Raw genomic sequence first — 23,722 nt, forward strand, 5'->3', positions numbered from 1 at the left:
CATTTCCGGATCTAGATTGGCATAGTTCCCAAAGGCAAGATGGGTGTCAAAAATACCATTACGGTTAGACTCCTCCTTCCACCTTGGCGGCGGTAAAGAGTCGTTGACTTCACTGCGATAAGCACTGGCTGAGTACGTGGCATCCATGTGTACAGTCATACGTTGAACTCACTGTTCTCTATCAACCAATAAGGTGGCGCAGCATGGGGGCCCAAGTCGTCCGGGGGAAGGTACCGATTGGCGGATGTGAATGCACTCCAACTCTTCGGGCTGGGTTGAGGCAGGACAAGCCGCTGCTCAGGCTGGTCGGCATTGAGTTCGAACTGTGCGCTGATCTTCAAACCCTGGGTCATGCGCATGCTATAGCGGGCCCGAGGAGACAACTGCGGAATCGGCAGGCTGGCCGGCAGCACATAGAGCACGCTGGCAGCATCCAACGGCAAGGCTTCGAGCTTGGCGGGGCCCGCGGGGACCCGATGGTAGCGCTTGACGCCGAACAGGGTGCCCGGATCGATCGGCAAGCTGCTGAGAAACTCCTGGGCCACCAGGCGGAACGCCTTCTGGCCATTCTCGAACATGGCCAGGAGCGGGGAACTCAGCACCACGGCCCAATCGTTTGCCTCCAGCGCCTGCAACTTGGGGTCGATGCAGGATAGCGCAGTGCGGCTGACCGCTTGGCGACCCCGTTCCGCTTCCTGCAAGACAGATCGATGCGCCGCCGGCGCCAATTTGCGCCAGTCTTCCAGGCGATGGACAAAGACCCGCGGATGGCCGAGGACTCCCAGCAATTGGCGATAGGCCGTTTGCGGGTCTTTCAGATGGGCGAAGCGCTGGTCCTGGCCCATCAGCGAATCGAGCAGGCCAGCCTCGGCGAATTGCCGGCCGAAGGGGCCTTTCTTGACGATGGTTTCCGCATCGCTGTCAGTCAGTAGATTAGCGACCACAGTGCCTCCGATCGCCAAAACCGCACCAGCCAGCAAAGCATAAGGGTTTACTATCCATCCTAGGACGTAGGCACCCCAAAGGCCCCCACCCACTGCGGCCACACCGTAGGCCGCAGCCGCATCGCTATCTCCCTGCCTCAAAGCTCGGTAGCCATCCCATACACTGATGCCTGCACCGAATAGTGTGGCTGCGCCACCAAGCCCACGTAGCAACCCTAACTTAGGGCTGCCTGTTTGAACTTCTAGATTCCTGGCCCATCGAGGGGATATTTGGGCTACCGATATACGTGGGGTTTCTAGATACTTTGCAGTAGATGGTCCGAAAAGCAGCTTTGCATGGCTTCCTCCAGCGGCTGTTAAATCGATTACTGCACCGACAGCCCCGATCGTCCCTCTGTGCTTTTCTCCACTGTCTACAAAGCCACTGTATGCCTGCACCTGCACATTCAAGTTATAAATCGCAAACCCCAGCATCATCGTCGGCACGATGCGAGTGTTCTCCATCACCTGGGTCAACGTGCCTAACTGCGTACGGAATTTCGTGTAGGCAAGCAGGTCCGGGTGATCCTTGGGTACCGCCACCACCATGACGTTGCGCAGGTTGGCGCGACTCATGCCGGTGTCGCGGGGACTGGTGCCGGCCAGGGGATTGCCGGCACCGTCCTGAACGATGGCGCGCCGATAGCTCTTGCGCCTCAGCTCCTGGCGCTCGACCTCGGTCAGACCGTTGCGCAGGCCGGCTCCGCGCACGCCGACGACAACCATGTCGAGCGGCACCTGACTGTCGGGCAGCAGGCGGATACCTTTCATCTTCACCGAGAGGGCGCTCAGAGTATTGAAGGTCGGTGCGAACAAGCGGTCGAGCTGGATCTGGGTGGCACCCTGGGACAGCCGGCCGAGTTGCTCGACTACGCTGGCGCCGAACACGTCCAGCAGGTCGCCGAGGAAGTAGGCGAGGCTCTTGCCGGCGCTGGGCTGGTCGACCTCGCCCAGCAGACTGGCTCCCAGCATCAGCGTGCTGAGGCCCATTGCGTCGGGGTCCGGCGTCCGCGGGCTATCACGCAGCGCCTGCAGGCGCCGAACCGGCTCGGGAAGTTGTCCTTCGTCCTTGGCCAGGAGCATGGCGCCAAGCGGGTGGCTTGCCTGCAGAACCGTGCTGACCACCCGCTCGACATGTGCCGCCAGCGCCCGGTAGGCGGTACCGCTGTACAGTGCGTCGCAGCGGTCGGGAAGCTGGTTCAGCGCAGCCAGTGCCTCGCTCATCAGGCTGTAGGGCTCCAGCAGGGCTTCGTCGCACTGGTGGGTCCAGTCCTGCAACACCGGGTGCAAGGGGCCTTCCAGCAGGGCAACCAGATGCTCGACCTGCTGCGTCAGGTGGATTCGGCAAGACTGTCGCTCCTCGGCGAAGATCGCCTCGTCCAGTTCGGCCTGATCGACCTCGCCCCTGAGCTTGGCGAGCGGGCCGTCGAGCATGTTGCTCAGCACCTGTGCATAGCGTCCGTTGGGACGGTGCGGCAGCAGTGCATTGAGGCTGCGCAAGTAGGCGGCGCAGTGGCGCGCCTGCGCCGCAGCGTGGCGCAAGGCGAACAGCGAGTCGTCGAGCATCAGCCCGATGAGGTTGGGATGGCCACGCAGCTTGAGGGTTTCCAGTACGTCCTCTCCGGCTTCCAGAGTAGGTAGCGCAGAGGGCGGAGCCTGCTTCAGCAGGGGCGCCAATTCCTGCTGGCGTCGCTGCAACTGGCACACCAGCGACTCTTCGCGAAAGGCGGCGAACGCAGGTGTGAATTCCGCCGGGTCTTCCAGCGCGCTCTCGACGTTGAAGTCGCGAGGTCGCAAACCCTGGGCGTGATGATCAATGACCAGCGCGGGTTGATGGATGGAGGCTTTCCAGTGCTGGTTGGCCACCGAGGCGTTCCAAGCGGACGCCATCTGCTGGCAGCGCCGGTTGACCCGCTGCGGGTCCTCCTCCAGCCAGTCGATGTACGACCAAGGCCAGGGAGTTTCGCTATAGGCCATGGTGTAGCGTGGGATCACGAACTGCCCCTTGACCAGCACCGGCACCAGGATCAGCGCTTGTGTCTTGCCTACGGCCGGACGCTTGTCCGCACGCTGGCTGCGCCCCTGCAGGAGGTCGACTTCAAACAGGTTGCCCTTGCCATCACACTCCAGTTCGCGCCACAGCTTGCCGTCCTGGAACAGGTAGATCCGTCCCGCCCGCGGTAGCGCGCCGGCGGGCAGCTGGTCGCCATAACCGGCCTTACCCAGCGTTGGCAGGCGGACCAGCGGCATCACGGCCAGGAAGGTGTTCTGCTGGATACGCTCGTGCTCCTCATGGCCGAGCATATCGCTGGCCACCGGAATCTGCAGGATACCGCCGTCCTGTCGCTCGACGTTCAATGCCAGTCGTGCACGCCGATCGTTCTGGTAGGCGGTGCGCTTGCGCACGCCTTCGTCGATACTCTGGTCCTGGAATCCGCTCATGCCTCGCTCTCCGGTGGCAACAGTACGACCTGGCTTCCTTGCGCCGGGTCTCCCCAGACATCGACGACCAGTTGTTCCGGCCCCTTCCGCTCGGAACGGCTACGCGCCGGGTTGTCCAGTACCTGGCCCACTGTCGCCGCATCCGCGTCGAGCGGCGGCCCCGGCAACAGCGGCGCCGCGCCGCTGCCGCTGCCCGGGCTGCCGCCGGAGTTGACCCGGACGTTGGCCCCGGAGAGGGTCACGCCGCTGGCGTCGAGCTTGAGGAAGCTGCCGCCGCCCTTGAGGGTCAGTTCGGCGCCGGCCTCCAGCACCACCTTCAGGCCGCTGCTCAGGTGGATCTCCTGCCCGGCCTCGACGAACTGGCCGCTGGCGATCTTCAGGTGCTGGTCGTTGGCTACGGTGAGGTGGTCGCTGGCGCGGACCTCCACCTTGCGCTCGGCGTGGGTGGTGCGGTGTTCCTCGGCCTTGAACTCGCTGTAGCTGTTCGCCTCCACGGTGTCGTGGCGTTGGTGACCGACGCGGATCTTCTGGTCGTGCTCGATGTTTTCGTCCCAGTCGCGCTGGGCATGGACGAAGATCTGCTCCTGGCCCTTGCGGTCCTCGATGCGCAGCTCGTTGTAGCCACCGCCGCCAGGGCTGCTGAGGCTCTTGAAGACGCTGCGGGTCTTGTGCGCCGGCAGTTCGTAGGGCACCGGATGTTCCCTGTGGAACAGGCAGCCGGTGACCAGCGGCTGGTCGGGGTCGCCTTCGAGGAAGGTCACCAGCACCTCCATGCCGACCCGCGGGATGGCGATGGCGCCGTAGTTCCTTCCCGCCCAGCCGGAGGCAACGCGTAACCAGCAACTGCTGCTGTCGTCGGCCTGGCCCTCGCGATCCCAGTGGAATTGCACCTTCACCCGACCGTAGCGGTCGCAGTGGATTTCCTCGCCCTTCGGACCGGTCACCACCGCGCTCTGCGTGCCGAGGATGCGCGGCTTCGGCGGTGTCAGCGGGGGACGGAAGAACGCCTCCCAGGGCGTGGCCTGGAAGCGGTTGCGGTAACCCTGCCGGAAGTCGTCCGGGCTCGCCGAGGCATCGGAGACGATGCTTTCCTCCAGCACCTGAGGCTGCCGCCCCTCGTGAATCACCTCGGTGAGCAGCCAGAGGTCGTTCCAGCCCGCCTGGGGATGGGCAGCCAGCGGCAGGAAGTGGCCGCTGAGCAGCAACGGTTGGTCGCTGCGGCCCTCGGCCAGGCGGTAGTCGCTGCGCTGCCGTTCGAGGGCGCGCCTGGCCAGGTGCTTTCCGCGCTCGCGGTCGACGAAGCGACCGGGATAGTCGTAGTCCTCGAGGTCCGGCCGGGCTTCGCCGCGGGCGGCGCTTTCCAGCGTCAGGCGCGGTTTCTCGAAGTCGTAGTCGCGGCGGGTGACGCGGCTAGTGCGGGTTTCCAGGCGTACGCCGAAGCGCTTGACCGCCGGCCGGTCGGCGACCAGGCCGGAGTCCTGCTGGTAGGCCACCGGCGCGAGCCGCGGGAACACCGTCTGGTCGTCGCCGAATACCAGCAGGTGCGCCGTGGCGCTGTGCTGGAAATGAAAATGGATGCCCTCCTCGCAGCACAGGCGCTGGACGAACTGCAGGTCGCTCTCGTCGTACTGCACGCAGTATTCGCGCTCGGGGTAGCGGGTGCCGAGCTGGAAGCGGTAGGCGTCGGCGAGGATGCCGTGTTCCTCCAGCACCCGGCCGACGATCTGCGGCACCGTGAGGTGCTGGAAGATGCGCTGGTTGGTGCGCTGGGCGAGGTAGGCCAGTTGCGGGACGAGGGTGATGCGGTAGCGGGTCAGGCGCTTGCCCGAGTCGCCCTGTCCGGCGCTGCGCACCAGGCCGTGGATACCGTTGCCGGCGGGCCCGAGGGTAAGGAAGGCGGGTTTGTGCAGCAGGCTTTCGAGGTCCGGCACGGGGCGTTCGCCGACCAGCTCCAGGTCGAAGGCGAACGGCTGGCTGATGGCTTCGCGGCCGCTGAAGGAGAGCACCTGCAGGTCGAGGGCGAGGCCGTCGATGGCGAGGCTGAAATGGGTCTGGTTGGCTGCTGCGAACATCCGTTGTCCCTCACTGGCGCAGGCGACCGATTCGATTGTCCTGCCTGGCGCGGGCGAGACAAGGGCGCGCAGGCTCGATCGGAAGCTGCCTACAACAAACAAAGCGGCATCGACCCGGCGCGGGCTTTCCTGGCCACGGCGCTGTGGGTCATCGAGGGCACGACGGCCAGCGAGGCTGGCCGCGTGCGGCGGTCGCGGCTCAGCCGGCGACCGGGGAGCGCCAGTCGTCGGAGCCGGAGGTGCCGGAGACTTCGTGGGTCCAGGTGATCTTGCGGTAGGTGAAGTGCACGTCTTCCAGGTGGGTGAAGTGGGCGTTGCCCGGGTCCTGGCAGTTGTGCATGTAGTCCTTGATGTCGACGATGATCGCGTCTTCCAGGACGGTGGTGTAGTAGTGCTCCTGGGTGCCGGCGGCGGAGGTGCGGTACCACTGGATCTCCACCTTGGTCAGGCGCTCGCCGGAGGTCAGGGCGGCCAGCAGCAGGGGCGAGGCCTTGTCGAAGACCTTGGTGATGACCACCGGCTTGTGCACGCGCTGGCCGGTCGGCTGGCCGGACTGCGGGTCGCGCGGGATGATCACTTCGTGGTTGAAGCCCTGGACCATCACCTGGTCCTCGTGGCCTTCCTGGTAGGTGTTGCCGACCGAATCCTCGGTGAAGGCGCCGGCGGTGATCAGGCCCTGCTTGGTGCCGGTGATGGACATATAGGCGGGGGTTGCCATGGATGCATTCCTTGTCAGTGGTAGCCGGGACGACATGTCCTGGTGCGGCAGCTACCCAACAAGCTTCGTGCCAATAAAATATTTACCTTTTAAATCAAACTCTTGAAGAATCTCCCGGCCCGCACGAACGCTTTCCCCTGGGTTTACCCCGAAAAAGTGAGCAAGTTGTTGCACAGTGCTATGCAAGAACTTGCTCACTTCATCGAAGACCCCGTCAGGCCTTGGCCCCAGCGTGGTATCCACAGCTTTTCCCGAAGTTATCCAGCAAAAAGTTGCACACCTGCCGAGTGCCTCAGAGCCAGTTCTTGAACTTGAACCAGAGGTACGGAAGGATCGCCGATACCACCATCATCCCCAGCGCCATCGGATAGCCGATGGACCAGTCCAGCTCGGGCATGTCCTTGAAGTTCATGCCGTAGACGGTGCCCACCAGGGTCGGCGGCAGGAACAGTACGGCGGCGATGGAGAACACCTTGATGATGCTGTTCTGCTCGATGTTGATCAGGCCAAGGGTCGCGTCGAGGAGGAAGTTGATCTCGGTGGACATCTTCGCCAGGTACTCGTCCAGCGAGCGCACATCGCGCTCCACGGTCTTCGCCAGCACCTTGGCCGGCTCGGAAAGCCAGCCGTTGCAACCCTGGCGGAAATAGCTGTTCATCCGATTGATGCTGAGCAGGCTGTCGTTGAGCTTGGACAGCAGCGAGCTGCTGCGCCCGAGGTGCTTGATGATCTGCTGCAGGTCGGTCTTCGGCTTGCGGGTCTGGGCGGTGGACTCGGCGAAGATCTCCCGCGACATGCTGCTCAGTTGCCCCTGTACGGCCTCCAACACGTCGGCGATGCGGTCCACCAGGCTGTCCATCATCAGGGCGAACAACTGGGTGCTGCTGCGGTTGGCGTCGAGCTGGCGGATGCAGCGGTTCTCGAACTCGCGGAACGAACGCAGGTCGGCGTAGCGCACGGTAATCAGCCATTTCTCGCTGAGGACGAAGGTCACTTCCTCTGTGCTCGGCCGGTGCTCGGTGATCCCGCCGACCACCGAAGTGGTCATGTAGAGGACGTTGCCGTCCTCGTAGAAGCGCGACGAATCCTCGATCTCGGCCATCTCCTCGCGGGTCGGGATGTTCACCTGCAGGTGGGATTCGAGCAGGCGCTCCTCTTCGGGGGTCGGGTGATGCAGGTCGACCCACAGGGTGCCCGGCGGCAACCCCCGCTGGGCATCGTCGTGCTGGCGTCGCTCCAGGCGGTCGCCGGAAAGGATGTAATAGGTGATCATGTCGGGTATCGCTACCTTCGCGGCCATCCGTTGGCCAAGCAGGGTGGACAACTTCCCGCCGCCGCACAAGCGGTACTTTGCGCCAGAACGAGGAACGCCCGATGAGCGAACAGGACGACAACCAGGAAGACGGCTTCGCCGAGGAAAAACTGATCCAGGCCATCGAGAACCAGATCGAAAGCGAGAATCCGCCGGCGGCGCGCGCCGTGTTCAACAAGCTGACCCTGGTCGGCTACGAGCGCGACGAGGCGCTGGGCATGATGGCCTACGTGCTGGCCCACGAGATCAACGCCATGCTCGCCGCCGACCGCGCTTTCGACAGCGCCGGCTACGAGCATGCGCTGCGTGCCCTGCCGACGTTGCCGGACGACGAATGAGCGGAGCCGGGCCGACTGGTGCCGGCGAATGCCCCTCGTATCCATGCGGTTTTGTTTCGCCAAACGCCTGCCGCTCTGGTAGAAAGGTGGCGCCCACTCTCCGTGCCACCTGCTTTCGCGGAGCGATACCGGATGCGATCCTGGTTCCACTTCCTGCCCATCTGCCTGCTGCTGGCCCTTTCCGGCCCGGCAGCGGCCGTCCCGACAGAACCCCTGGTGCTCGGCGCCGAAGACGACTGGTATCCCTATACCGCCTACAAGGACGGCCGCATCCAGGGCATGAGCGCGGACATCGTGCGGGCCGCCTTCAGGGCTGCGGACACGCCGGTCCAGCTCAATCCCTACCCCTACTCCCGCTGCATGAAGCTGGCCCTGAAAGGCTTGATCGCCGGCTGCTTCAACACCTCGCCGAACCCGCACATCCTCGCCGACTACCGTCTGCCCCGGCATCCGTTGTTCCGCGCGGAGATCCAGCTCTGGGCGCGACGCGACGAAGCGCGGCCGGTGAATGCGGAGCAGGCGCTGAGCGGACGGAAAGTCGCGGTGACCCTCGGTTATGAATACGGCGACGGCTTCGATCGCCGCCACGACCTGGTGCGCATCCCGGTGCGCAAGGACTACTACGGTTTCCTCATGCTCCAGCGCGGCCGCGTCGACTACGCCCTGGCCTACCGCAATACGGCTCGCCAGTTGTTCAGCGAACATCCCGAACTGGAAGGCCAGTTCCAGCCGGTGGCCACGGTCCACCGCCCGGAGCTGTACCTGTCGTTCTCGCGCCGCCACCCGCAGGCCGAGCATCTGCTCGAACGCTTCGACCTCGGCATGCAGCGCATCCTCGCCAGCGGCGAGTACCAGAAGATCCTCGACGGCTGGAGCCAGGCCGCCGACGCTACGCCCTAGTCCAACTACACTCACCGGTGCTCAACACCGCAAGGAGCCGACATGGCCTTCACTCCCGAGCTGATCGACGAACTGGAACTGCTGGCGCTCTTCAACCTGAACAACACCCAGGAAGGACTTAAGGTCCATCACACCGCCGACGGCAAGGCCGTCGCCGCCGCCCGACGCCTGCACGACAAGGGGCTGATCGACCAGCCCGACGGCGGCTACCTGACCAGTCTGGGGCTGGACGCCGCGGAGCAGGCACAGGGCCTGCTGACCATCCTCAAGGGTTGACGGAAGCGGCCATCGCGACCTGCTCCCGACAGGCCGCGACGGTTGCCCCGGTTCGCGGTGCGGCGCTCAAGCCGCCGCGCTTCCGGGCGATACAATGGCATGACCGGAGCCAGGCACGGCGCCTGGCCTTGCCTGTGCCCGGACGCCCATGAACCGACACCCCGCACTCAGCCTCGATCTCGACGATGGCATCGACCGCAAGGTCCTCGGCCAGTTGCGCCAACGCTTCCTGGCGGTCAATGCCGGTCGCCTGCAACGCGCCCGGCAGGCGTTGTCCAGCCGCCAGGAGCGGGTCCTGCGCCTGCTACCGCTGCTGTTCCACATCAACCATCCGCTGCTGCCGGGCTACCTGTCGGCCAGCACGCCAGCGGGCCTGAGCGGTTTCGAGGCGGACGACGAAGTACTCGCCGAAGCCCAGCGCCTGGCCCGCTCGTTTGTCTACAAGCCACGCAGGCAAGAACCCGCACAGCAGCCAATCCACGGCCTGTTCCTGATGGGCAGCCTGGGGAGCCTGGCCCAGGAGGAACAGAGCGATCTCGACCTCTGGGTCTGCCATGCCCCAGAACTGGAGCCCGGCGCGCGCCAGGAGCTGCGCCGCAAGTGCGCGTTGATCGAGGACTGGGCGCGCAGCCAGGGCAGCGAGGTGCACTGTTTCCTGATCGACGTCGCCCGTTTCGGCCAGGACGAACGCAAAGACTGGAAAGAGTCCGGCGGCGACGGCAATACCCAGCACTTCCTGCTGCTCGACGAGTTCTACCGTAGCGCGATCTGGCTCGGCGGACGCACCCCTCTATGGTGGCTGGTGCCGCCGGCCCATGAACGGCGCTACGACGAATACTGCCGGACCCTGCTCGGCAAACGCTTCATCCGCGCCGAAGAGGTGCTCGACCTCGGCCACCTGGCGCACATCCCCGCCCGGGAGTTCATCGGCGCCGGCCTCTGGCAGTTGTCCAAGGCCATCGATTCGCCCTACAAGTCGCTGCTCAAGCTGCTGCTCACCGAAGCCTACGCCAGCGAGCACCCGCGGGTCCGCTGCGTCGCCCTGCGCTTCAAGGAGCAGGTATTCGCCGGCCAGCTCGATCTCGACGAACTGGACCCCTACGTCCTGGTCTATCGCCATCTCGAACGCTACCTGCGGGAACAGCAGGCGCCGGAACGCCTGGAACTCGTGCGGCGCTGCCTGTACCTCAAGGTCGGGCGCAAGCTCGGCGGTCGCCAGCGCCAGGCGCAGAAGGGCTGGCAGCACCTGTCGATGGAGCGGCTCGTCGCGGAATGGCAATGGGAGCCTCGCCGCTTGGCCCTGCTCGACAGCCGCAGCCAGTGGAAGATGCGCCAGGTGATGGAAGAGCGTCGCACGGTGGTCAACGAACTGACCTACAGCTACCGCCTGCTGTTCCAGATCGCCCGCCAGCAAGGCGCTGACAGCGGCATCGACAGCCGCGACCTGGGCCTGCTCGGCCGCCGCCTGTATGCCGCCTTCGAGCGCAAGGCAGGCAAGGTGGAGAACATCAACCCAGGGATCGCCCCGGATCTCGGCGAAGACGTCCTGACCCTGGTCCAGCTGCCCGCCGACGACGACCGCGAGCAGGCGCAGTGGGCGATCTTCCCCGGTGCCCTGGGCGCTCACCAGTGGCCTGACTACGCGCCGCTGAAACGCAGCCTCAGGCTGGTCGAGCTGCTCGCCTGGTGCCATCGCAACGGCGTCATCGACAGCGCCACCCGGCTGTCCCTGCATCCCGGCCAGAGCGACCTCAGCGATGCCGAACTGGACAATCTCCTGGGCAGCCTGCGGCAGTTCCTGCCGGTCCCCCTGGCGACCGTGGACGACGCCGACCTGCTGCAACCGCGTCGGCTCAAGAGCGTCCTGCTGCTGGTCAACGTCGGTGTCGACCCGCTGCGCCACCACAGCCAGATGAACCTGCACATGGCTACCGGGCGTACCGACGTGCTTGGTTATGCCGGGGTGCGCGACAACCTGGTGCTGACCCTCGACCAGCTCAGCCTCAACAGCTGGAACGAACTGACGGTGCGCCATTACGCAGGCCCCCAGGCGCTGCCCGAGTGCCTTGCCGAGTTCCTCGACGCCGTCCGCGAAAAGCCCGGAAGCCCGCCGCAGCCGCCTGAACTGATGGTGCGCTGCTTCTGTCGCAACCGGGCCGCCGCCATCGCCGTGCGGGTCGAAGAGCTGTTCCGCGAGACCTACGGGCAACTGCTTGGCGGCCAGCCAAGCCGCTACCTGCTGCAGATCCGCCAGCAGTACCACCTGCTGGAAATGTCGCCGGAAGCGGTCAGCCACGAGAGCCTGCCCGACCTGCCGAGCCTGCTCCAGCACCTGGGCCGCGAGCGAGATGGCTACAGCGCCCTGAAGCTGGATCGTCACGCCCTGGAGGGCGAGGACCTCGGGCTGATCCTGTCCATGGGGCGGCCGGACTGCATCCAGGTGTTCTACCGGCGCGACTTCGACAGCGCCGAGATCAGCCTGCTCGACGAACGCAACGCCCTCTGGCGCCAGCGCCAGGCATTGCGTGACGAACGCAGCCTGCTCGCACCGCTGCAGCGCTTCCTGCAATCGCTGCTGTACCGGCGCAACGCCCTGTCGCTGGCGGAACAGGTGCCGGCCGCGCTGGATATCCGCTACTACGAGTTGCTCTCCAACGACGGCAGAGTGCATGTCGAGCCTCGCGAGGCGCCGGAGGCCCTGGCCGGGCCCGCGCTGTACGAGCTACAGGCGCTACTCGAGCGCGGCGAACGCAAGCGCGTGCAGGTCACCCTGTACTGCGACCACCAGGAGTTTTCCGAACTGGAGTACGGCGCCGGCCTGTTCAAGGCGGTCGCCCGGCATATCCTGGCGCATCGCGCGGAAAGCGAACCCTACCCCTGCTACCTGACCGACCTCGACCTGTCGCGGCTGTTCGCCGACGAACAGCCGCAAACGCTGCACTATCTGCGTTATAAAAGCGTCCTGGAAACGGCGCTGAACCAGGCGCTGCTGGAACAATGACCCAGCGCCGCACCGCGCGGGGCTCGACAAGGACGTACGGATGGCACTCCTCGGTATTACCCTGCTCGCTGGCGCCGCATTCGTGGGCGGCTATCTCTACCGCCGCGGCCTGGATCGCCGGCGCTACCGCTTCATCCAGCAATTCCGCCTGCCGCCGCGGGTCGCCCAGGCGGTCCGCGAGCGCTATCCGCAGCTCAGCGAGGAACAGGTCCAACGGGTGCTCGGCGGCCTACGCGAATACCTGCTGCTATGCCGCGCCGCCGGCAAGCGGATGGTCGCGATGCCGTCCCAGGTGGTGGATGTCGCCTGGCACGAACTGATCCTGCATACCCGGCTCTACCAGCACGTCTGCCGCAAGGGACTCGGGCGCTTCCTCCACCATACGCCGGCCCAGGCGATGCGCAGCCCCCGACAGGCCCAGGAGGGCATCCAGCGCGCCTGGAAGCTGGCCTGCCGCCGCGAGGGCATCGACCCACTGAATCCCACGCGCCTACCGCTGCTGTTCGCCCTCGACACGGAACTGGCGATCGCCGACGGCTTCCGCTACGCCCTGAACTGCGCGCAGCGGCAAGACGGCGGCGCAGCGGTGTATTGCGCCAGCCATATCGGTTGCAGCAGCGGCTGCGCCAGCGATAGCGGCAGTACCTTCGGTTCGGACGGACAGGATTCGCGCCACGGCTGCGGCGGCGATAGCGGCGGAGACGGCGGCAGCGGTTGCGGGGGTGGAGGATGCGGGGGCGGTGGGGGCGACTGAGGGTCGCGAAGCCCGTCGCCGAATGGCGACGGGCGAAAACCGATCAGCGCGCGTAGTCGCCGGCGGCTTCCGGCTGGTATTCGATTTCCAGCAGGGTCAGCTTCAGCGTCTTCCCGCTCGGCGCCGGCCAGTCGATGGTCTGGCCGATGGTCAGGCCCAGCAGCGCGGTGCCCACCGGCGCGAGGATCGAGACCTTGCCTTCGCCGGCGACGTCTTCGGGATAGACCAGGGTCAGGGTGTACTCCTTGCCGCTGCTTTCCTCGCGGCAGCGCACGGTGGAGTTCATGGTCACGACGCCCGGCGGAATCTCGTCATGCCCCACCACCTGGGCGCGCGACAGTTCGGCCTCCAGCGCCTCGGCGGCGGGTCCGAATTCGTCCAGGCCATCCAGCAGGCGCTCCAGGCGCTGCAGGTCCAGACGAGTGATGGTGATCGGCGGCGTGCTCATGATCGCAGGCGTGCTCCTTGGTCCGGTTCGGTTGATCGATGAAAAGCAGGAATCGCAAAAAAGCAAAAACCCCGCCCGAAGGCGGGGTTTTCCCGGACACTAACACAGTCGCAGGAATTAGCAACATCCCCCCTATCAGGAGAGACGGCCCGCCAGCGACTGGCGTCGAGCGGCCTGTGACCTGATCTGCAAGCGGCGGGAATCGTCGGCCTTGCCCCACTCGCGGATTTCCGCCAGGGAACGTCCGCAGCCGACGCAAACGTCCGCATCGTCGAGGCAGCACAGGCGCCGGCAAGGCGAGGCCACCGCCGGCGGCGAAGCCTCAGAGGCCGGGGAACTCGACATCCTCGCCCCCCTGCTCCAGGGTCGCCCGGTTGAGCAGCGCGCCCAGCGGTTCCTGGCTGCCATCGTGGCGCCAGAGGCCGCTGGCCTCGTCGTAATCGAAGTGGAAGCCGCCCGACTTCGCCGCCACCCACAGCTGGCGCAACGGCGCCTGGCGGCTGAGGATCAGCTGCGAGCCGTTCTCGAAGCGTACGGTGAGCACGCCGCCGGCGTTCTCCAGGTCGAGGTCCAGGTCGCTGTCATCGAAGGCGTCTTCCACCTGCTGCTGGAGCGCATCGACCAGGTCGTGGAAACGCGCTTCATTCATCGTACTCATGCATTGCCTCGGCATTCGCTAACGGGAAAAAAGGCGGACGACTACCTTCGTCTTGCCCTATTCCGACAATTCTACGCTGGTATTGCCGTAGTCCGCGCTGTTTTGCCGCGACGCTCGCGGAAAACGCCGGCATCCCCTCTGCCGCAGGCCATTCCTCTGCAAGCCCCGGCACACCTGATCCGGCTCGCATAGGCAAGGTGCCGGGGGGTCGGTATACTCCGGAACAATTCACGTTTTCTACAAGGATTCCGTCATGAAGCGGCTGTTCCTGTCCTTCGTCGCGCTCGCCCTCCTCGCCGGCTCCATCGCCGCCTGCGGCCAGAAAGGCCCGCTGTACCTGCCGGACGACGAAAAAGCCAAGAAAGAACACAGCAAAGACCGCTACGGTTTCTGAGAGAGCGCCCATGGACACATTCAGTTACCGCGACGGTGAGCTGTTCGCGGAAGGGGTGGCGCTTTCCCGCATCGCCGAGCGTTTCGGCACGCCCACCTACGTCTATTCCCGCGCACACATCGAGGCCCAGTACCGCGCCTATGCCGATGCCCTCGCCGGCATGCCGCATCTGGTCTGCTTCGCGGTCAAGGCCAACTCCAACCTCGGGGTGCTGAATGTGCTGGCGCGCCTCGGCGCCGGTTTCGACATCGTTTCCCGCGGTGAGCTGGAGCGTGTCCTGGCCGCCGGCGGCGATCCGGCCAAGGTGGTGTTCTCCGGCGTCGGCAAGACCCGCGACGACATGCGCCGCGCCCTGGAAGTCGGCGTGCACTGCTTCAACGTCGAGTCCGGCGAAGAGCTGGAGCGCCTGCAACGGGTAGCTGCGGAACTCGGCGTGAAAGCGCCGGTATCGCTGCGGGTCAACCCGGACGTGGACGCCCAGACCCACCCCTATATCTCCACCGGCCTGAAAGAGAACAAGTTCGGCATCGCCATCGACGAGGCCGAGGCGGTCTACGCCCGCGCCGCCGAGCTTGATCACCTGGAGGTGATCGGCGTCGACTGCCACATCGGTTCGCAGTTGACCCAGCTGGAGCCCTTCCTCGACGCCCTCGAGCGCCTGCTCGGGCTGGTCGACCGCCTGGCCGGCAAAGGCATCGGCATTCGCCACCTGGACCTCGGTGGTGGCCTCGGGGTGCGCTACCGCGACGAACAGCCGCCGCTGGCCGGCGACTACATCCGCGCCATCCGCGAGCGCCTGCGCGGCCGCGACCTGACCCTGGTGTTCGAGCCGGGCCGGTCCATCGTCGCTAACGCCGGCGTGCTGCTGACCCGCGTCGAGTACCTCAAGCACACCGAGCACAAGGATTTCGCCATCGTCGACGCGGCGATGAACGACCTGATCCGCCCGGCTCTCTACCAGGCCTGGATGGACGTGCAGGCGGTACGCCCGCGCGATGCCGTGCCGCGCCGCTACGACCTGGTCGGGCCGATCTGCGAGACCGGCGACTTCCTCGCCAAGGATCGCGACCTGGCGCTCGCCGAAGGCGACCTCCTGGCGGTGCGCTCGGCCGGCGCCTACGGCTTCGTCATGAGCTCGAACTACAACACCCGCGGTCGCGCCGCCGAGGTGCTGGTGGATGGCGAGCAGACCCACGAGGTCCGTCGCCGCGAGACCGTCCAAGAGCTCTACGCCGGCGAAAGCCTGCTGCCGCAGTGAGGCCCAGACCATGCTTTTGCGCTTCACCAAGATGCATGGCCTGGGCAACGACTTCATGGTCCTCGACCTGGTCAGCCAGCACGCCCATGTGCAGCCCAAGCACGTCAAGCTCTGGGGCGACCGCAACACCGGGGTCGGCTTCGACCAGTTGCTGATCGTCGAAGCCCCGAGCAGCCCCGACGTCGACTTCCGCTACCGGATTTTCAACGCCGACGGCTCCGAGGTCGAGCAGTGCGGCAACGGCGCCCGCTGCTTCGCCCGCTTCGTTCAGGACAAGCGCCTGACGGTGAAGAAGAGCATCCGCGTAGAAACCAAGGGCGGCATCATCGAGCTGAATATCCGCCCGGACGGCCAGGTCACGGTGGACATGGGTCCGCCGCGCCTGGCCCCGGCCGAGATACCGTTCCAGGCCGAGCGCGAAGCCTTGTCCTATGAGATAGAGGTGAATGGCCAGCGCGTCGAACTGGCCGCGGTATCCATGGGCAATCCCCATGGCGTGCTGCGCGTCGAGAACGTCGACAGCGCACCGGTACACAGCCTCGGTCCGCAACTGGAAGTCCATCCGCGCTTCCCGAAGAAGGCCAACATCGGCTTCCTCCAGGTGCTCGATCCGCACCATGCGCGCCTGCGCGTCTGGGAGCGCGGCGTCGGCGAGACCCAGGCCTGCGGCACCGGCGCCTGCGCCGCGGCGGTTGCCGGGATTCGCCAGGGCTGGCTGCAATCGCCGGTGCAGATCGACCTCCCCGGCGGCCGCCTGCACATCGAGTGGGCAGGTCCCGGCCAGCCCGTTATGATGACCGGGCCTGCCGTCCGCGTGTATGAAGGCCAGGTCCGCCTGTAAGGGCCGTCGCCCGCGAGAACCGAGACGCTTATGACCGAGAAAAGCCAGGAACCGACAGCAGCGCTGGACGCCGAGCAGGTGGCCGCCTATCTGAGCCAGCACCCGGAGTTCTTCGTCGAGCATGACGAGCTGATCCCCGAGTTGCGCATCCCGCACCAGCCCGGCGACGCCGTGTCGCTGGTAGAGCGCCAGGTACGCCTGCTGCGCGAGCGCAACATCGAGATGCGCCACCGGCTCTCGCAACTGATGGACGTGGCCCGCGAGAACGACCGCCTGTTCGACAAGACCCGCCGCCTGGTCCTCGACCTGCTCGACGCCACCAGCCTGGAAGACGTGGTCAGTACCGTCGAGGACAGCCTGCGCCACGAGTTCCAGGTGCCCTACGTGAGCCTGATCCTGTTCAGCGACAGTAGCGTCTCGGTGGGCCGCTCGGTGAGCAGCGCGGAGGCGCACCAGGCCATCGGCGGCCTGCTCTCCGGCGGCAAGACCGTCTGCGGCGTGCTGCGTCCACACGAACTGGCGTTCCTCTTCGGCGAGAGCGACCGCGACGAGATCGGCTCCGCAGCGGTGGTCTCCCTGAGTTTCCAGGGCCTGCACGGCGTGCTCGCCATCGGCAGTCCCGATCCGCAGCATTACAAGAGTTCCCTCGGCACCCTGTTCCTCGGCTACGTCGCCGAGGTCCTGGCCCGCGTGCTGCCGCGCTTCTCCTCGCCGCTGCGCTCGGTCCGCTGAGCGCGGCGGGCGGTCCGAGATGCGCGCCGACCTGGATGCCTTCCTCGAACATCTGCGCAGCGAGCGCCAGGTCTCCGCGCACACCCTCGACGGCTACCGCCGCGACCTGCTGAAGATCCTCGCCCTCGCCGAAAAGGCCGGGCTCTCCGACTGGAACGCCCTCGACACCCGCAGCCTGCGCACCTTCGTCGCCCGCCTGCACCAGCAGGGCCAGTCCAGCCGCAGCCTGGCACGGCTGCTCTCGGCGACGCGCGGCCTCTACCAGTACCTGCTACGCGAAGGGCGCTGCCGGCACGACCCTGCCAACGGCCTGAGCGCGCCGAAGAGTCCGCGCAAGCTGCCCAGGACCCTCGACGCCGACCGCGCCCTGCAATTGCTCGACGGTGCCGTGGAGGATGACTTCATCGCCCGCCGCGACCAGGCCCTGCTGGAGCTGTTCTATTCCTCCGGGCTGCGCCTCTCGGAACTGGTCGGCCTCGATCTCGAATGGCTGGACCTCAAGGAAGGCCTGGTGCGAGTGCGCGGCAAGGGCAACAAGGTCCGCGAGCTGCCGGTCGGCAAGGCCGCGCGCCAGGCGCTCGAAGCCTGGCTGCCGCTGCGCGCCCAGGCCGCTCCGGAAGACGGAGCGGTGTTCATCGGCCGCGGCGGCAAGCGCCTGACGCCACGGGCGATCCAACTGCGAGTGCGCCAGGCCGGCGTCCGCGAGCTGGGCCAGCACCTGCACCCGCACATGCTGCGGCACTCCTTCGCCAGCCATCTGCTGGAGTCGTCCGGCGACCTGCGCGCCGTGCAGGAACTGCTCGGCCACGCCGACATCGCCACGACCCAGATCTATACCCACTTGGACTTCCAGCACCTGGCCTCGGTCTACGACCGCGCCCATCCCCGCGCCAAGCGCAAGGGCAACGCCGATGGAGGCAACGACCCATGAGCAGCCTGCGACTGATCACCTTCGACCTCGACGACACCCTGTGGGACGTCGCCCCGGTGATGAACAACGCCGAGGCCCTGCTCCGCGAATGGCTGGCGAGCAACGCGGCGCGCCTGGGTCCGGTGCCCATCGAGCACCTGTGGGCGATCCGCACCCGCCTGCTGGATCGCGAACCGATGCTGCGCCACCGTCTCAGCGAGCTGCGCCGGCGCATCCTGTTCCATGCCCTGCTCGACGCCGGTTATCCACAGGCGGAGGCGGAAAGCCTGGCCGAGGCCGGTTTCCAGGTATTCCTCGAAGCGCGCCACCGGGTCACCCTGTTTCCCGAAGTTCACCCGACCCTGGAGATCCTCGCCGACCGCTTCACCCTCGGCGTGCTCACCAACGGTAACGCCGACGTGCGCCGCCTGGGCCTGGCCGACTACTTCCGGTTCGCCCTCTGCGCCGAGGAACTGGGCGTCGGCAAGCCCGACCCGACGCCATTCCGCGAAGCCCTGAAGCGCGCCGGCGTCGAGGCCTCGGCAGCGGTACACATCGGCGACCACCCCAACGACGACATCGCCGGAGCGCGCCGCGCCGGCATGCGTGCCATCTGGTTCAACCCAAGCGGCAAGCCCTGGGCCGGGGAGGAAGAGCCGAGCGCGGAGATCCGCAGCCTCGCCGAGCTGCCGGCCCTGCTCGCCCGCCTGCAATGACGGACCGGGCCCCCGGTCGCGGGTAGCGCCCTAGGCACGCGAAGCGCTGGCCTTGAAGCGCCCGACCCCGCGCAAGATGGAAAACGCCACCGCAACCGCAGCCAACGTCAGCGACACGCCGAAAAGCAGCAACGCCGTCGACGCACCGAAGCGATCCGCGATCAACCCGGTGAAGATCACCGGCAGGCTGAAGCCGAGGTAGGCCAACAGGAAGTAGCCCGCGCTGGCCCGCGGCTTTTCCGCACCGGCCAGGACATTCACCGCCGACAGCCCGCCCAGGTAGGTGAAGCCGTAGCAGGAACTGCTCGCGCCCAGCGCACCGAACAGCACCGCAGCCAGTGAGCCGTGGATCGCGCCCCAGGCCAGCAGGGCATAGCTCGGCGGCAGGATCACCAGCCCCAGGCAGGTCGCCGAGGCCGGCGCCATCCGCCGCGCCAGCGGCTGGAACAGCAGGCCGCAGCTGATCACGGTGAAGGTCGAGAAGCCCGACCAGCGCGCCAGCCCGTGGGCCGCCAGCAGCGAAGGCAGGACCGCGATGACCAGACCCACAGTGGCCCATGCCAGCAGGATCGAGAGACCGTACGGCAGGCTGCCGGCGGGAAAGAACGGCAGCCGCAGCATCGGCGTATCGCGCCCGCGCGGCGCCTCGTCCGGCAGGCCCGCCACCGCCGCCAGGGCCACGCAGGCCAGTCCCAGCTGGACCCAGAAGCTGCCGGGCACCAGGCTCTCCCGGAACAGCAGGAACAGACTGGTCAGTGCCGCGCCGAGGCCGAAGCCGAGCGAGGTGCTGGCGGTCACCCAGTTGGCCGAGGTGCGGGAATCCCCGCCCGCGATCAGTTCGCTCATGTAGGCCGTCCCGGTGGCCGATGCCAGGGCCGTGCCGACGCCGAGCAACAGGCGCGCCACGCCGAGCGCCTCCAGGCGCGGCCAGAGCGCCATCACCAGGGTGGCCACCATCGACAGCAGCAGCGCGACGACGATCGGCGGCTTGCGCCCGATCCGATCGGACAACCCGCCGAGTACCAGCAGCACCGGCAGTACGCCGAGCACATAGCCGGAGAAAGCGCTGGCGGTAGCTGCCGCGCCGTAGCCGGAAAGCTCCGCGTAGGCGGTGTACAGCGGCGCCTGGAGGTTCACCGCCAAGGTGATCAGGCACAGGCCGAAGGCCAGGCATGCGGCGTGGCGACGGGTATTGCTCATGCGTTTCTCCGTTCAAGGGCCTGCCGCGGCAGAGCGGTGGGCATTGGCTAGCCCGCGAGAAGAGGCGTCGACTATCCGGCGCGGCGGCGCTACGGAACAAGTAACAGCTGTTCGGATTTGTGCTTAACTGTTCGCCTGAAAAAACCGAACAGTGAGTCAGACATGCACCTCCGGATCGACCGCAATGCCAGCGAGCCGCTGGTGCAGCAGATCGTCGCAGGGGTCAGCGGCTGGATCCGCGGCAATCGCGTCCGCGCCGGCACGCGGATTCCGTCGATACGCCAGTTGGCCAGGGAAAACCAGCTCAGCCAGTCCAGCGTGATCGAGGCCTACGACCGCCTGGTCGCCCTGGGGATGCTGGAATCGCGGCACGGCTCGGGGTTCTTCGTCGCCGAGGCGCCCGCCGCCACTACCGACCTCGACAGCGAATGGCACGAAGGCGCGGAAAACGCATGGGGCCAGTTCAGCGGCAGCTCGACGAAACTCAAGCTCGGCTGCGGCTGGATTCCGGACAGTTGGCGGGAAGTCGAGGAACTCAGCTACGCGATCCGCCAGGTCGCCCGCAGCGAACTCGCCGGGCTGTTCGACTACAGCACTCCGCTGGGCCTGCCGGCGCTGCGCCAGCACATCCAGAAACGCCTGCGGCTGATCGATATCCATGTCGACCCGGAGCAGATCCTCACCACCACCGGCGCCAGCCATGCCCTCGACCTGTTGGTACGCACGCTGCTCAAGCCGGGCGACGTGGTGGTGGTGGAGAACCCCGGCTACTACAACCTGTTCAACCTGCTGAAGTTCCACGGGGTGAAGATGCTCGGCGTGCCGCGCACCCGCCACGGCCCGGACACCGCCGCGCTGGAGACGATCCTCCGCGCGCACAAGCCGAAGTTCCTTTTCACCAACAGCATGTACCACAACCCCACCGGCACCAGCCTCAGCCCCTCAGTGGCCCACCGCGTGCTGCAACTGGCCGAGCAGCATGATTTCCACATCGTCGAGGATGACATCTACGCCGACTTCCAGAACGGCCCCAGCACCCGCCTGGCAACCCTCGATTCGCTGCGCCGGGTGATCTACCTGGCGAGCTTTTCGAAGACCCTCAGTTGCTCGCTACGGGTCGGCTACCTGATCGCCGGCCCCGAGCTGATCCGGCGCCTGGCGGATGTGAAGATGTACACCAGCATCGGCAGCCAGCGCTTCGCCGAATGCGTGGTCTCGACCATGCTCGCCAACGGCAGTTACCGCAAGCTGGTGCAACGCCTGCGCCAGCGCCTGACCCGGCAGATGGCGGCGACCCTGCGGGTGCTTGGGGACAACGGCTGGGAGGTGTTCGCCGAACCGGTCGGCGGGATGTTCGTCTGGGCCCGTATCGGCGACTACCCGTTCGCCGAATTGCAGGCCGTGGCGACACGCCTGGACGTGCTGCTGTCGCCGGGCAGCGGCTTCAGCCCGGAAGGCGAGGAGAGCGACTGGCTGCGTATCAACATCGCCTATGCCAGCGACCCGCGGGCCCTGGCGTTTTTCGAGGCGTTCGGGTGAGGCGCGCTCTTGCCCTCCCCTGCCTCACTGGTAGTCGAGCAGGATCACCATCGCGGCCAGGACCGAGCCGGGCGTGATTTTCTCGGCGGTCTGCACATAGGACGCTTTCATCGGGATCCAGTAAGCCCCGCCGGTGTTCTTGTCGTACGCGGTCACCGGCAACGAGAGTCCCATCCGTAGCGGAACGCCGGCCTCGTCGGTGACCCGGATCGATACGCCGGTCGCGGTGCTGCCCGCCAGGCGCGGCAATACACCCGAGCCTTCGGCCACCGCGCCCCCCACCGCTTGAAGGCTGTAGCCGACGCGGTTGTACCCGCGAGGACAGCCGGCCACTACCAGATTGAACGGGGTAACGGCCGCGTAGGTGCCGACGCCGTTCAGCCGGGCGGCAGCGATCGACTGCAGCTTCACGGTCTGGTCGGCGACCTGGCAGGTCGCATTGATCGTGGTGACGCTCCCGGTCAACCTGATGGAAGAGGTGCCAGACGCGATAAGCCCGTCCTTGTAGGTAATGAGGAAGTACGAGTTGAACGCTCCGCTCGCGAACTGGCCGTCGGAGAGCGGCGTCGAGTTGCGGAACAACTGGACCTCCGCGATTTGCGAGAAAGTGCCCTTGAAACGGCTGCTCGCCGGTATGCCATCCAGCAGCAGGCGCACCGAAAGGCCCGGCACGTTGGTATTCAGGTCCGGACCATCGACCGGGTCCCAGACACTTCCCTTGTTGTACAGAGCGACGCCGATGAGATCGCAGCTGGGCTTGCCGCACAGTTGCATGGGAGTGAACGTGTAGCGCGACGTGACGTTTCCCTCGGGAAGGATCGAGGGGACGGCGATATCGCGGCCGCCGAAAGCGTACAGATTGGCAGCCATGCTGGTGCCGGCGGGAACGAACAGGACTGCCGCGATCAGCAGGGTTCGACGGAACGTCTTGAACTCCATGGGATGACAACCGATGTGTCCGGCATGTCCGGGAAAATCCACCGGAACCGGAGTGAACTTGATGGGTGGCTAATCTTTTCAGAACACCTGGAAAGGAGCCATAAGACAGGACCTACACGGCTCCGCGAATCCACCTAAGAATCGCTAGGAAAATTCTTAAGCAAGCTCTACAGCTCGCTCTCCGGCAACCCCGGACGCCGCTTGGAGCACCTGGATGGCAAGCAGCTTCGGTTGACGATGTGGAACGGTAGCGCTGCCACCGGAAAGGAAAAGGCCTTGGCCCGTCGCCAGCCGTGCCTGAACAGGCGAAAGATCGGCTCGCCAACCGGGATGCGGCGGGGCGAGATGCCCGTCAAAGTGACCGGCGCCATAGCACAAGGCCCGCCATCCCTTGCGGGAGGCGGGCCTTGGGATGGCGCGAAATCAGATGGGGCGGCTGCCGTACTTGCTGTCCGGCTTCTTCGGCGGATCGGCCACCACGTTGGGTTCGATCTCCTGCACCTTTCCACCGCGGGAAAGGAACTCCTCCATCGCCTTGGCGAGGGCGTCACGCTCTTTCTGCTTGGCTTCGACCGAGGGCAGCTCCTCTTCCACCACGGCGGCTTTCGCCTTCTTCCCGGGGGCGGGGGCCTCGTCGCCGTCGCCGCTGTCCGCTTCGCCGTCGTCGGCCGTGGCCAGCTCTTCGCCGTCGTCCTCGTCAGCGCCGTCCAGCTCGTCCTGTTCCAGTTCTTCTTCGCTCATGGTCAACCTCTCGGTGCTGCAAAAGCAGGTTAGTTATAGCCCAGCCGCGCGTTTTGATGAGCGCCGCCGGAAAAAATTCATACTGACTCGCCCTGCCAGGTGGCGAGCACGCGCCGTGCCCCGCCCCTGTCCCGGTGTTCACCGAGATAGATCCCCTGCCAGGTGCCCAGTGCCAACCCTCCCGACTGTATCGGCAGGGTCAGTTGGCAGCCCAGCAGGCTGGCCTTGAAATGCGCCGGAAGGTCGTCCGGACCTTCGTCGTTGTGTTCATAGCCGACTTCGCCGCGTGGCGCCAGCCGCTCGAAAAAACGCTCGAAATCCCGGCGTACGGCAGGATCGGCATTTTCATTCAGGGTCAGTGAAGCCGACGTATGTTGCAAAAGCAGGTGCAGCAGGCCGACCCGGCACCGCCGAAGCTCCGGCAAGGCGTCGAGTATCTCCTCGGTGACGAGGTGAAAGCCCCGCGGACGCGGGCGCAAGGTGATCAGGGTCTGCTGCCACATGCTGCTGTTCCAAATCGGCTCCGATCCGTCGCGCCGCGCATTCTAGC

Annotated in this window: 23 protein-coding genes; 12 read left to right on the forward strand and 11 right to left on the reverse strand. The window is 66.1% G+C overall.

What is annotated here, in order from left to right; translation table 11 throughout:
- Window positions 1-155: 155 nt before the first annotated feature.
- From AC1RB9_RS27610 to AC1RB9_RS27625, 4 genes are all read right to left on the reverse strand, one after another.
- The gene (locus tag AC1RB9_RS27610) at window positions 156-3,425 is read right to left on the reverse strand and encodes a hypothetical protein (protein ID WP_003124851.1); all 3,270 of its coding nucleotides are present in this window, start codon (window positions 3,423-3,425) and stop codon (window positions 156-158) included.
- Entirely contained in the window at window positions 3,422-5,497 is a 2,076-nt protein-coding gene (locus AC1RB9_RS27615) for a type VI secretion system Vgr family protein (protein ID WP_003457827.1), read from the reverse strand. The genes AC1RB9_RS27610 and AC1RB9_RS27615 overlap by 4 nt, the downstream gene beginning before the upstream one ends.
- 199 nt (window positions 5,498-5,696) lie before the next feature.
- Window positions 5,697-6,215, reverse strand: a complete 519-nt coding sequence (locus AC1RB9_RS27620) for an Hcp family type VI secretion system effector (protein ID WP_003083317.1) — start codon at window positions 6,213-6,215, stop codon at window positions 5,697-5,699.
- A 292-nt stretch (window positions 6,216-6,507) separates the two neighbouring features.
- Window positions 6,508-7,488 (reverse strand): magnesium transporter CorA family protein, encoded by a 981-nt coding sequence (locus AC1RB9_RS27625; RefSeq protein WP_003123712.1) that lies wholly within the window; start codon window positions 7,486-7,488, stop codon window positions 6,508-6,510.
- Window positions 7,489-7,589: 101 nt separating this feature from the next.
- On the opposite strand from AC1RB9_RS27625, the gene AC1RB9_RS27630 reads away from it, so the two are divergent.
- From AC1RB9_RS27630 to AC1RB9_RS27650, 5 genes are all read left to right on the forward strand, one after another.
- Window positions 7,590-7,865 carry a hypothetical protein gene (locus AC1RB9_RS27630; RefSeq protein ID WP_003114340.1) on the forward strand — a complete coding sequence of 92 codons (276 nt, stop codon included), beginning with the start codon at window positions 7,590-7,592 and terminating at the stop codon, window positions 7,863-7,865.
- 132 nt (window positions 7,866-7,997) lie between these two features.
- Window positions 7,998-8,765 (forward strand): substrate-binding periplasmic protein, encoded by a 768-nt coding sequence (locus AC1RB9_RS27635; RefSeq protein WP_003096415.1) that lies wholly within the window; start codon window positions 7,998-8,000, stop codon window positions 8,763-8,765.
- 42 nt (window positions 8,766-8,807) lie between these two features.
- Window positions 8,808-9,041, forward strand: a complete 234-nt coding sequence (locus AC1RB9_RS27640) for a TIGR02647 family protein (protein WP_003096418.1) — start codon at window positions 8,808-8,810, stop codon at window positions 9,039-9,041.
- 148 nt (window positions 9,042-9,189) lie between these two features.
- Window positions 9,190-12,042 (forward strand): class I adenylate cyclase, encoded by a 2,853-nt coding sequence (locus AC1RB9_RS27645; protein ID WP_003457832.1) that lies wholly within the window; start codon window positions 9,190-9,192, stop codon window positions 12,040-12,042.
- A 40-nt stretch (window positions 12,043-12,082) separates the two neighbouring features.
- Window positions 12,083-12,796, forward strand: coding sequence for a glycine-rich domain-containing protein (locus AC1RB9_RS27650; RefSeq protein ID WP_003118053.1), 714 nt, complete (start codon window positions 12,083-12,085; stop codon window positions 12,794-12,796).
- A 43-nt stretch (window positions 12,797-12,839) separates the two neighbouring features.
- Here AC1RB9_RS27650 and rnk read toward each other — a convergent pair whose 3' ends face one another.
- The 3 genes from rnk to cyaY form a co-directional block, all read right to left on the reverse strand.
- Window positions 12,840-13,244 carry a nucleoside diphosphate kinase regulator gene (gene rnk / locus AC1RB9_RS27655; protein ID WP_003096424.1) on the reverse strand — a complete coding sequence of 135 codons (405 nt, stop codon included), beginning with the start codon at window positions 13,242-13,244 and terminating at the stop codon, window positions 12,840-12,842.
- A 135-nt stretch (window positions 13,245-13,379) separates the two neighbouring features.
- Window positions 13,380-13,589, reverse strand: coding sequence for a DUF1289 domain-containing protein (locus tag AC1RB9_RS27660; RefSeq protein WP_003161172.1), 210 nt, complete (start codon window positions 13,587-13,589; stop codon window positions 13,380-13,382).
- Window positions 13,567-13,902: an iron donor protein CyaY gene (gene cyaY, locus AC1RB9_RS27665; RefSeq protein ID WP_003121284.1), complete on the reverse strand. Its 336-nt coding sequence runs from the start codon at window positions 13,900-13,902 to the stop codon at window positions 13,567-13,569. Before cyaY ends, AC1RB9_RS27660 begins: the two co-directional genes overlap by 23 nt.
- Before the next feature lie 253 nt (window positions 13,903-14,155).
- Here cyaY and lptM point away from each other — a divergent pair, with 253 nt between their 5' ends.
- From lptM to AC1RB9_RS27695, 6 genes are read left to right on the forward strand one after another with little or no spacing between them, the layout of a single operon-like run.
- The gene (gene lptM / locus AC1RB9_RS27670) at window positions 14,156-14,296 is read left to right on the forward strand and encodes an LPS translocon maturation chaperone LptM (RefSeq protein ID WP_003096430.1); all 141 of its coding nucleotides are present in this window, start codon (window positions 14,156-14,158) and stop codon (window positions 14,294-14,296) included.
- A 10-nt stretch (window positions 14,297-14,306) separates the two neighbouring features.
- Complete coding sequence (gene lysA / locus AC1RB9_RS27675) at window positions 14,307-15,554, forward strand: diaminopimelate decarboxylase (protein WP_003098220.1); 1,248 nt, start codon at window positions 14,307-14,309, stop codon at window positions 15,552-15,554.
- 10 nt (window positions 15,555-15,564) lie between these two features.
- Window positions 15,565-16,395: a diaminopimelate epimerase gene (gene dapF / locus AC1RB9_RS27680; RefSeq protein WP_003098223.1), complete on the forward strand. Its 831-nt coding sequence runs from the start codon at window positions 15,565-15,567 to the stop codon at window positions 16,393-16,395.
- A 30-nt stretch (window positions 16,396-16,425) separates the two neighbouring features.
- Window positions 16,426-17,127: a DUF484 family protein gene (locus AC1RB9_RS27685; protein WP_003096433.1), complete on the forward strand. Its 702-nt coding sequence runs from the start codon at window positions 16,426-16,428 to the stop codon at window positions 17,125-17,127.
- A gap of 19 nt (window positions 17,128-17,146) precedes the next feature.
- Entirely contained in the window at window positions 17,147-18,058 is a 912-nt protein-coding gene (gene xerC / locus AC1RB9_RS27690; RefSeq protein ID WP_003096434.1) for a tyrosine recombinase XerC, read from the forward strand.
- Window positions 18,055-18,753, forward strand: coding sequence for an HAD family hydrolase (locus AC1RB9_RS27695; RefSeq protein ID WP_003098226.1), 699 nt, complete (start codon window positions 18,055-18,057; stop codon window positions 18,751-18,753). The genes xerC and AC1RB9_RS27695 overlap by 4 nt, the downstream gene beginning before the upstream one ends.
- A 30-nt stretch (window positions 18,754-18,783) precedes the next feature.
- Here the strand turns inward: AC1RB9_RS27695 and AC1RB9_RS27700 are convergent, their stop codons facing one another.
- Window positions 18,784-19,953: an MFS transporter gene (locus AC1RB9_RS27700; protein WP_003098229.1), complete on the reverse strand. Its 1,170-nt coding sequence runs from the start codon at window positions 19,951-19,953 to the stop codon at window positions 18,784-18,786.
- Window positions 19,954-20,115: 162 nt separating this feature from the next.
- Here AC1RB9_RS27700 and AC1RB9_RS27705 point away from each other — a divergent pair, with 162 nt between their 5' ends.
- Window positions 20,116-21,492 carry an aminotransferase-like domain-containing protein gene (locus AC1RB9_RS27705; RefSeq protein ID WP_003098233.1) on the forward strand — a complete coding sequence of 459 codons (1,377 nt, stop codon included), beginning with the start codon at window positions 20,116-20,118 and terminating at the stop codon, window positions 21,490-21,492.
- Window positions 21,493-21,516: 24 nt separating this feature from the next.
- On the opposite strand, the gene AC1RB9_RS27710 is transcribed toward AC1RB9_RS27705, so the two are convergent.
- The 3 genes from AC1RB9_RS27710 to AC1RB9_RS27720 form a co-directional block, all read right to left on the reverse strand.
- Window positions 21,517-22,431 carry a fimbrial protein gene (locus AC1RB9_RS27710; protein ID WP_003098236.1) on the reverse strand — a complete coding sequence of 305 codons (915 nt, stop codon included), beginning with the start codon at window positions 22,429-22,431 and terminating at the stop codon, window positions 21,517-21,519.
- 423 nt (window positions 22,432-22,854) lie between these two features.
- The gene (gene sutA, locus AC1RB9_RS27715; RefSeq protein WP_003457840.1) at window positions 22,855-23,172 is read right to left on the reverse strand and encodes a transcriptional regulator SutA; all 318 of its coding nucleotides are present in this window, start codon (window positions 23,170-23,172) and stop codon (window positions 22,855-22,857) included.
- A gap of 77 nt (window positions 23,173-23,249) precedes the next feature.
- Window positions 23,250-23,675 carry a secondary thiamine-phosphate synthase enzyme YjbQ gene (locus tag AC1RB9_RS27720; protein WP_003096441.1) on the reverse strand — a complete coding sequence of 142 codons (426 nt, stop codon included), beginning with the start codon at window positions 23,673-23,675 and terminating at the stop codon, window positions 23,250-23,252.
- Between the last annotated feature and the right edge of the window lie 47 nt (window positions 23,676-23,722).

The organism is Pseudomonas sp. 20-5 (assembly GCF_056782835.1).

Coding starts and splice junctions, on each gene's coding strand:
- AC1RB9_RS27610 (WP_003124851.1), bottom strand. CDS start 3,425: ATGAGCGGATTCCAGGACCAGAGTATCGACGAAGGCGTGCGCAAGCGC.
- AC1RB9_RS27615 (WP_003457827.1), bottom strand. CDS start 5,497: ATGTTCGCAGCAGCCAACCAGACCCATTTCAGCCTCGCCATCGACGGC.
- AC1RB9_RS27620 (WP_003083317.1), bottom strand. CDS start 6,215: ATGGCAACCCCCGCCTATATGTCCATCACCGGCACCAAGCAGGGCCTG.
- AC1RB9_RS27625 (WP_003123712.1), bottom strand. CDS start 7,488: ATGATCACCTATTACATCCTTTCCGGCGACCGCCTGGAGCGACGCCAG.
- AC1RB9_RS27630 (WP_003114340.1), top strand. CDS start 7,590: ATGAGCGAACAGGACGACAACCAGGAAGACGGCTTCGCCGAGGAAAAA.
- AC1RB9_RS27635 (WP_003096415.1), top strand. CDS start 7,998: ATGCGATCCTGGTTCCACTTCCTGCCCATCTGCCTGCTGCTGGCCCTT.
- AC1RB9_RS27640 (WP_003096418.1), top strand. CDS start 8,808: ATGGCCTTCACTCCCGAGCTGATCGACGAACTGGAACTGCTGGCGCTC.
- AC1RB9_RS27645 (WP_003457832.1), top strand. CDS start 9,190: ATGAACCGACACCCCGCACTCAGCCTCGATCTCGACGATGGCATCGAC.
- AC1RB9_RS27650 (WP_003118053.1), top strand. CDS start 12,083: ATGGCACTCCTCGGTATTACCCTGCTCGCTGGCGCCGCATTCGTGGGC.
- rnk (WP_003096424.1), bottom strand. CDS start 13,244: ATGAGCACGCCGCCGATCACCATCACTCGTCTGGACCTGCAGCGCCTG.
- AC1RB9_RS27660 (WP_003161172.1), bottom strand. CDS start 13,589: ATGTCGAGTTCCCCGGCCTCTGAGGCTTCGCCGCCGGCGGTGGCCTCG.
- cyaY (WP_003121284.1), bottom strand. CDS start 13,902: ATGAGTACGATGAATGAAGCGCGTTTCCACGACCTGGTCGATGCGCTC.
- lptM (WP_003096430.1), top strand. CDS start 14,156: ATGAAGCGGCTGTTCCTGTCCTTCGTCGCGCTCGCCCTCCTCGCCGGC.
- lysA (WP_003098220.1), top strand. CDS start 14,307: ATGGACACATTCAGTTACCGCGACGGTGAGCTGTTCGCGGAAGGGGTG.
- dapF (WP_003098223.1), top strand. CDS start 15,565: ATGCTTTTGCGCTTCACCAAGATGCATGGCCTGGGCAACGACTTCATG.
- AC1RB9_RS27685 (WP_003096433.1), top strand. CDS start 16,426: ATGACCGAGAAAAGCCAGGAACCGACAGCAGCGCTGGACGCCGAGCAG.
- xerC (WP_003096434.1), top strand. CDS start 17,147: ATGCGCGCCGACCTGGATGCCTTCCTCGAACATCTGCGCAGCGAGCGC.
- AC1RB9_RS27695 (WP_003098226.1), top strand. CDS start 18,055: ATGAGCAGCCTGCGACTGATCACCTTCGACCTCGACGACACCCTGTGG.
- AC1RB9_RS27700 (WP_003098229.1), bottom strand. CDS start 19,953: ATGAGCAATACCCGTCGCCACGCCGCATGCCTGGCCTTCGGCCTGTGC.
- AC1RB9_RS27705 (WP_003098233.1), top strand. CDS start 20,116: ATGCACCTCCGGATCGACCGCAATGCCAGCGAGCCGCTGGTGCAGCAG.
- AC1RB9_RS27710 (WP_003098236.1), bottom strand. CDS start 22,431: ATGGAGTTCAAGACGTTCCGTCGAACCCTGCTGATCGCGGCAGTCCTG.
- sutA (WP_003457840.1), bottom strand. CDS start 23,172: ATGAGCGAAGAAGAACTGGAACAGGACGAGCTGGACGGCGCTGACGAG.
- AC1RB9_RS27720 (WP_003096441.1), bottom strand. CDS start 23,675: ATGTGGCAGCAGACCCTGATCACCTTGCGCCCGCGTCCGCGGGGCTTT.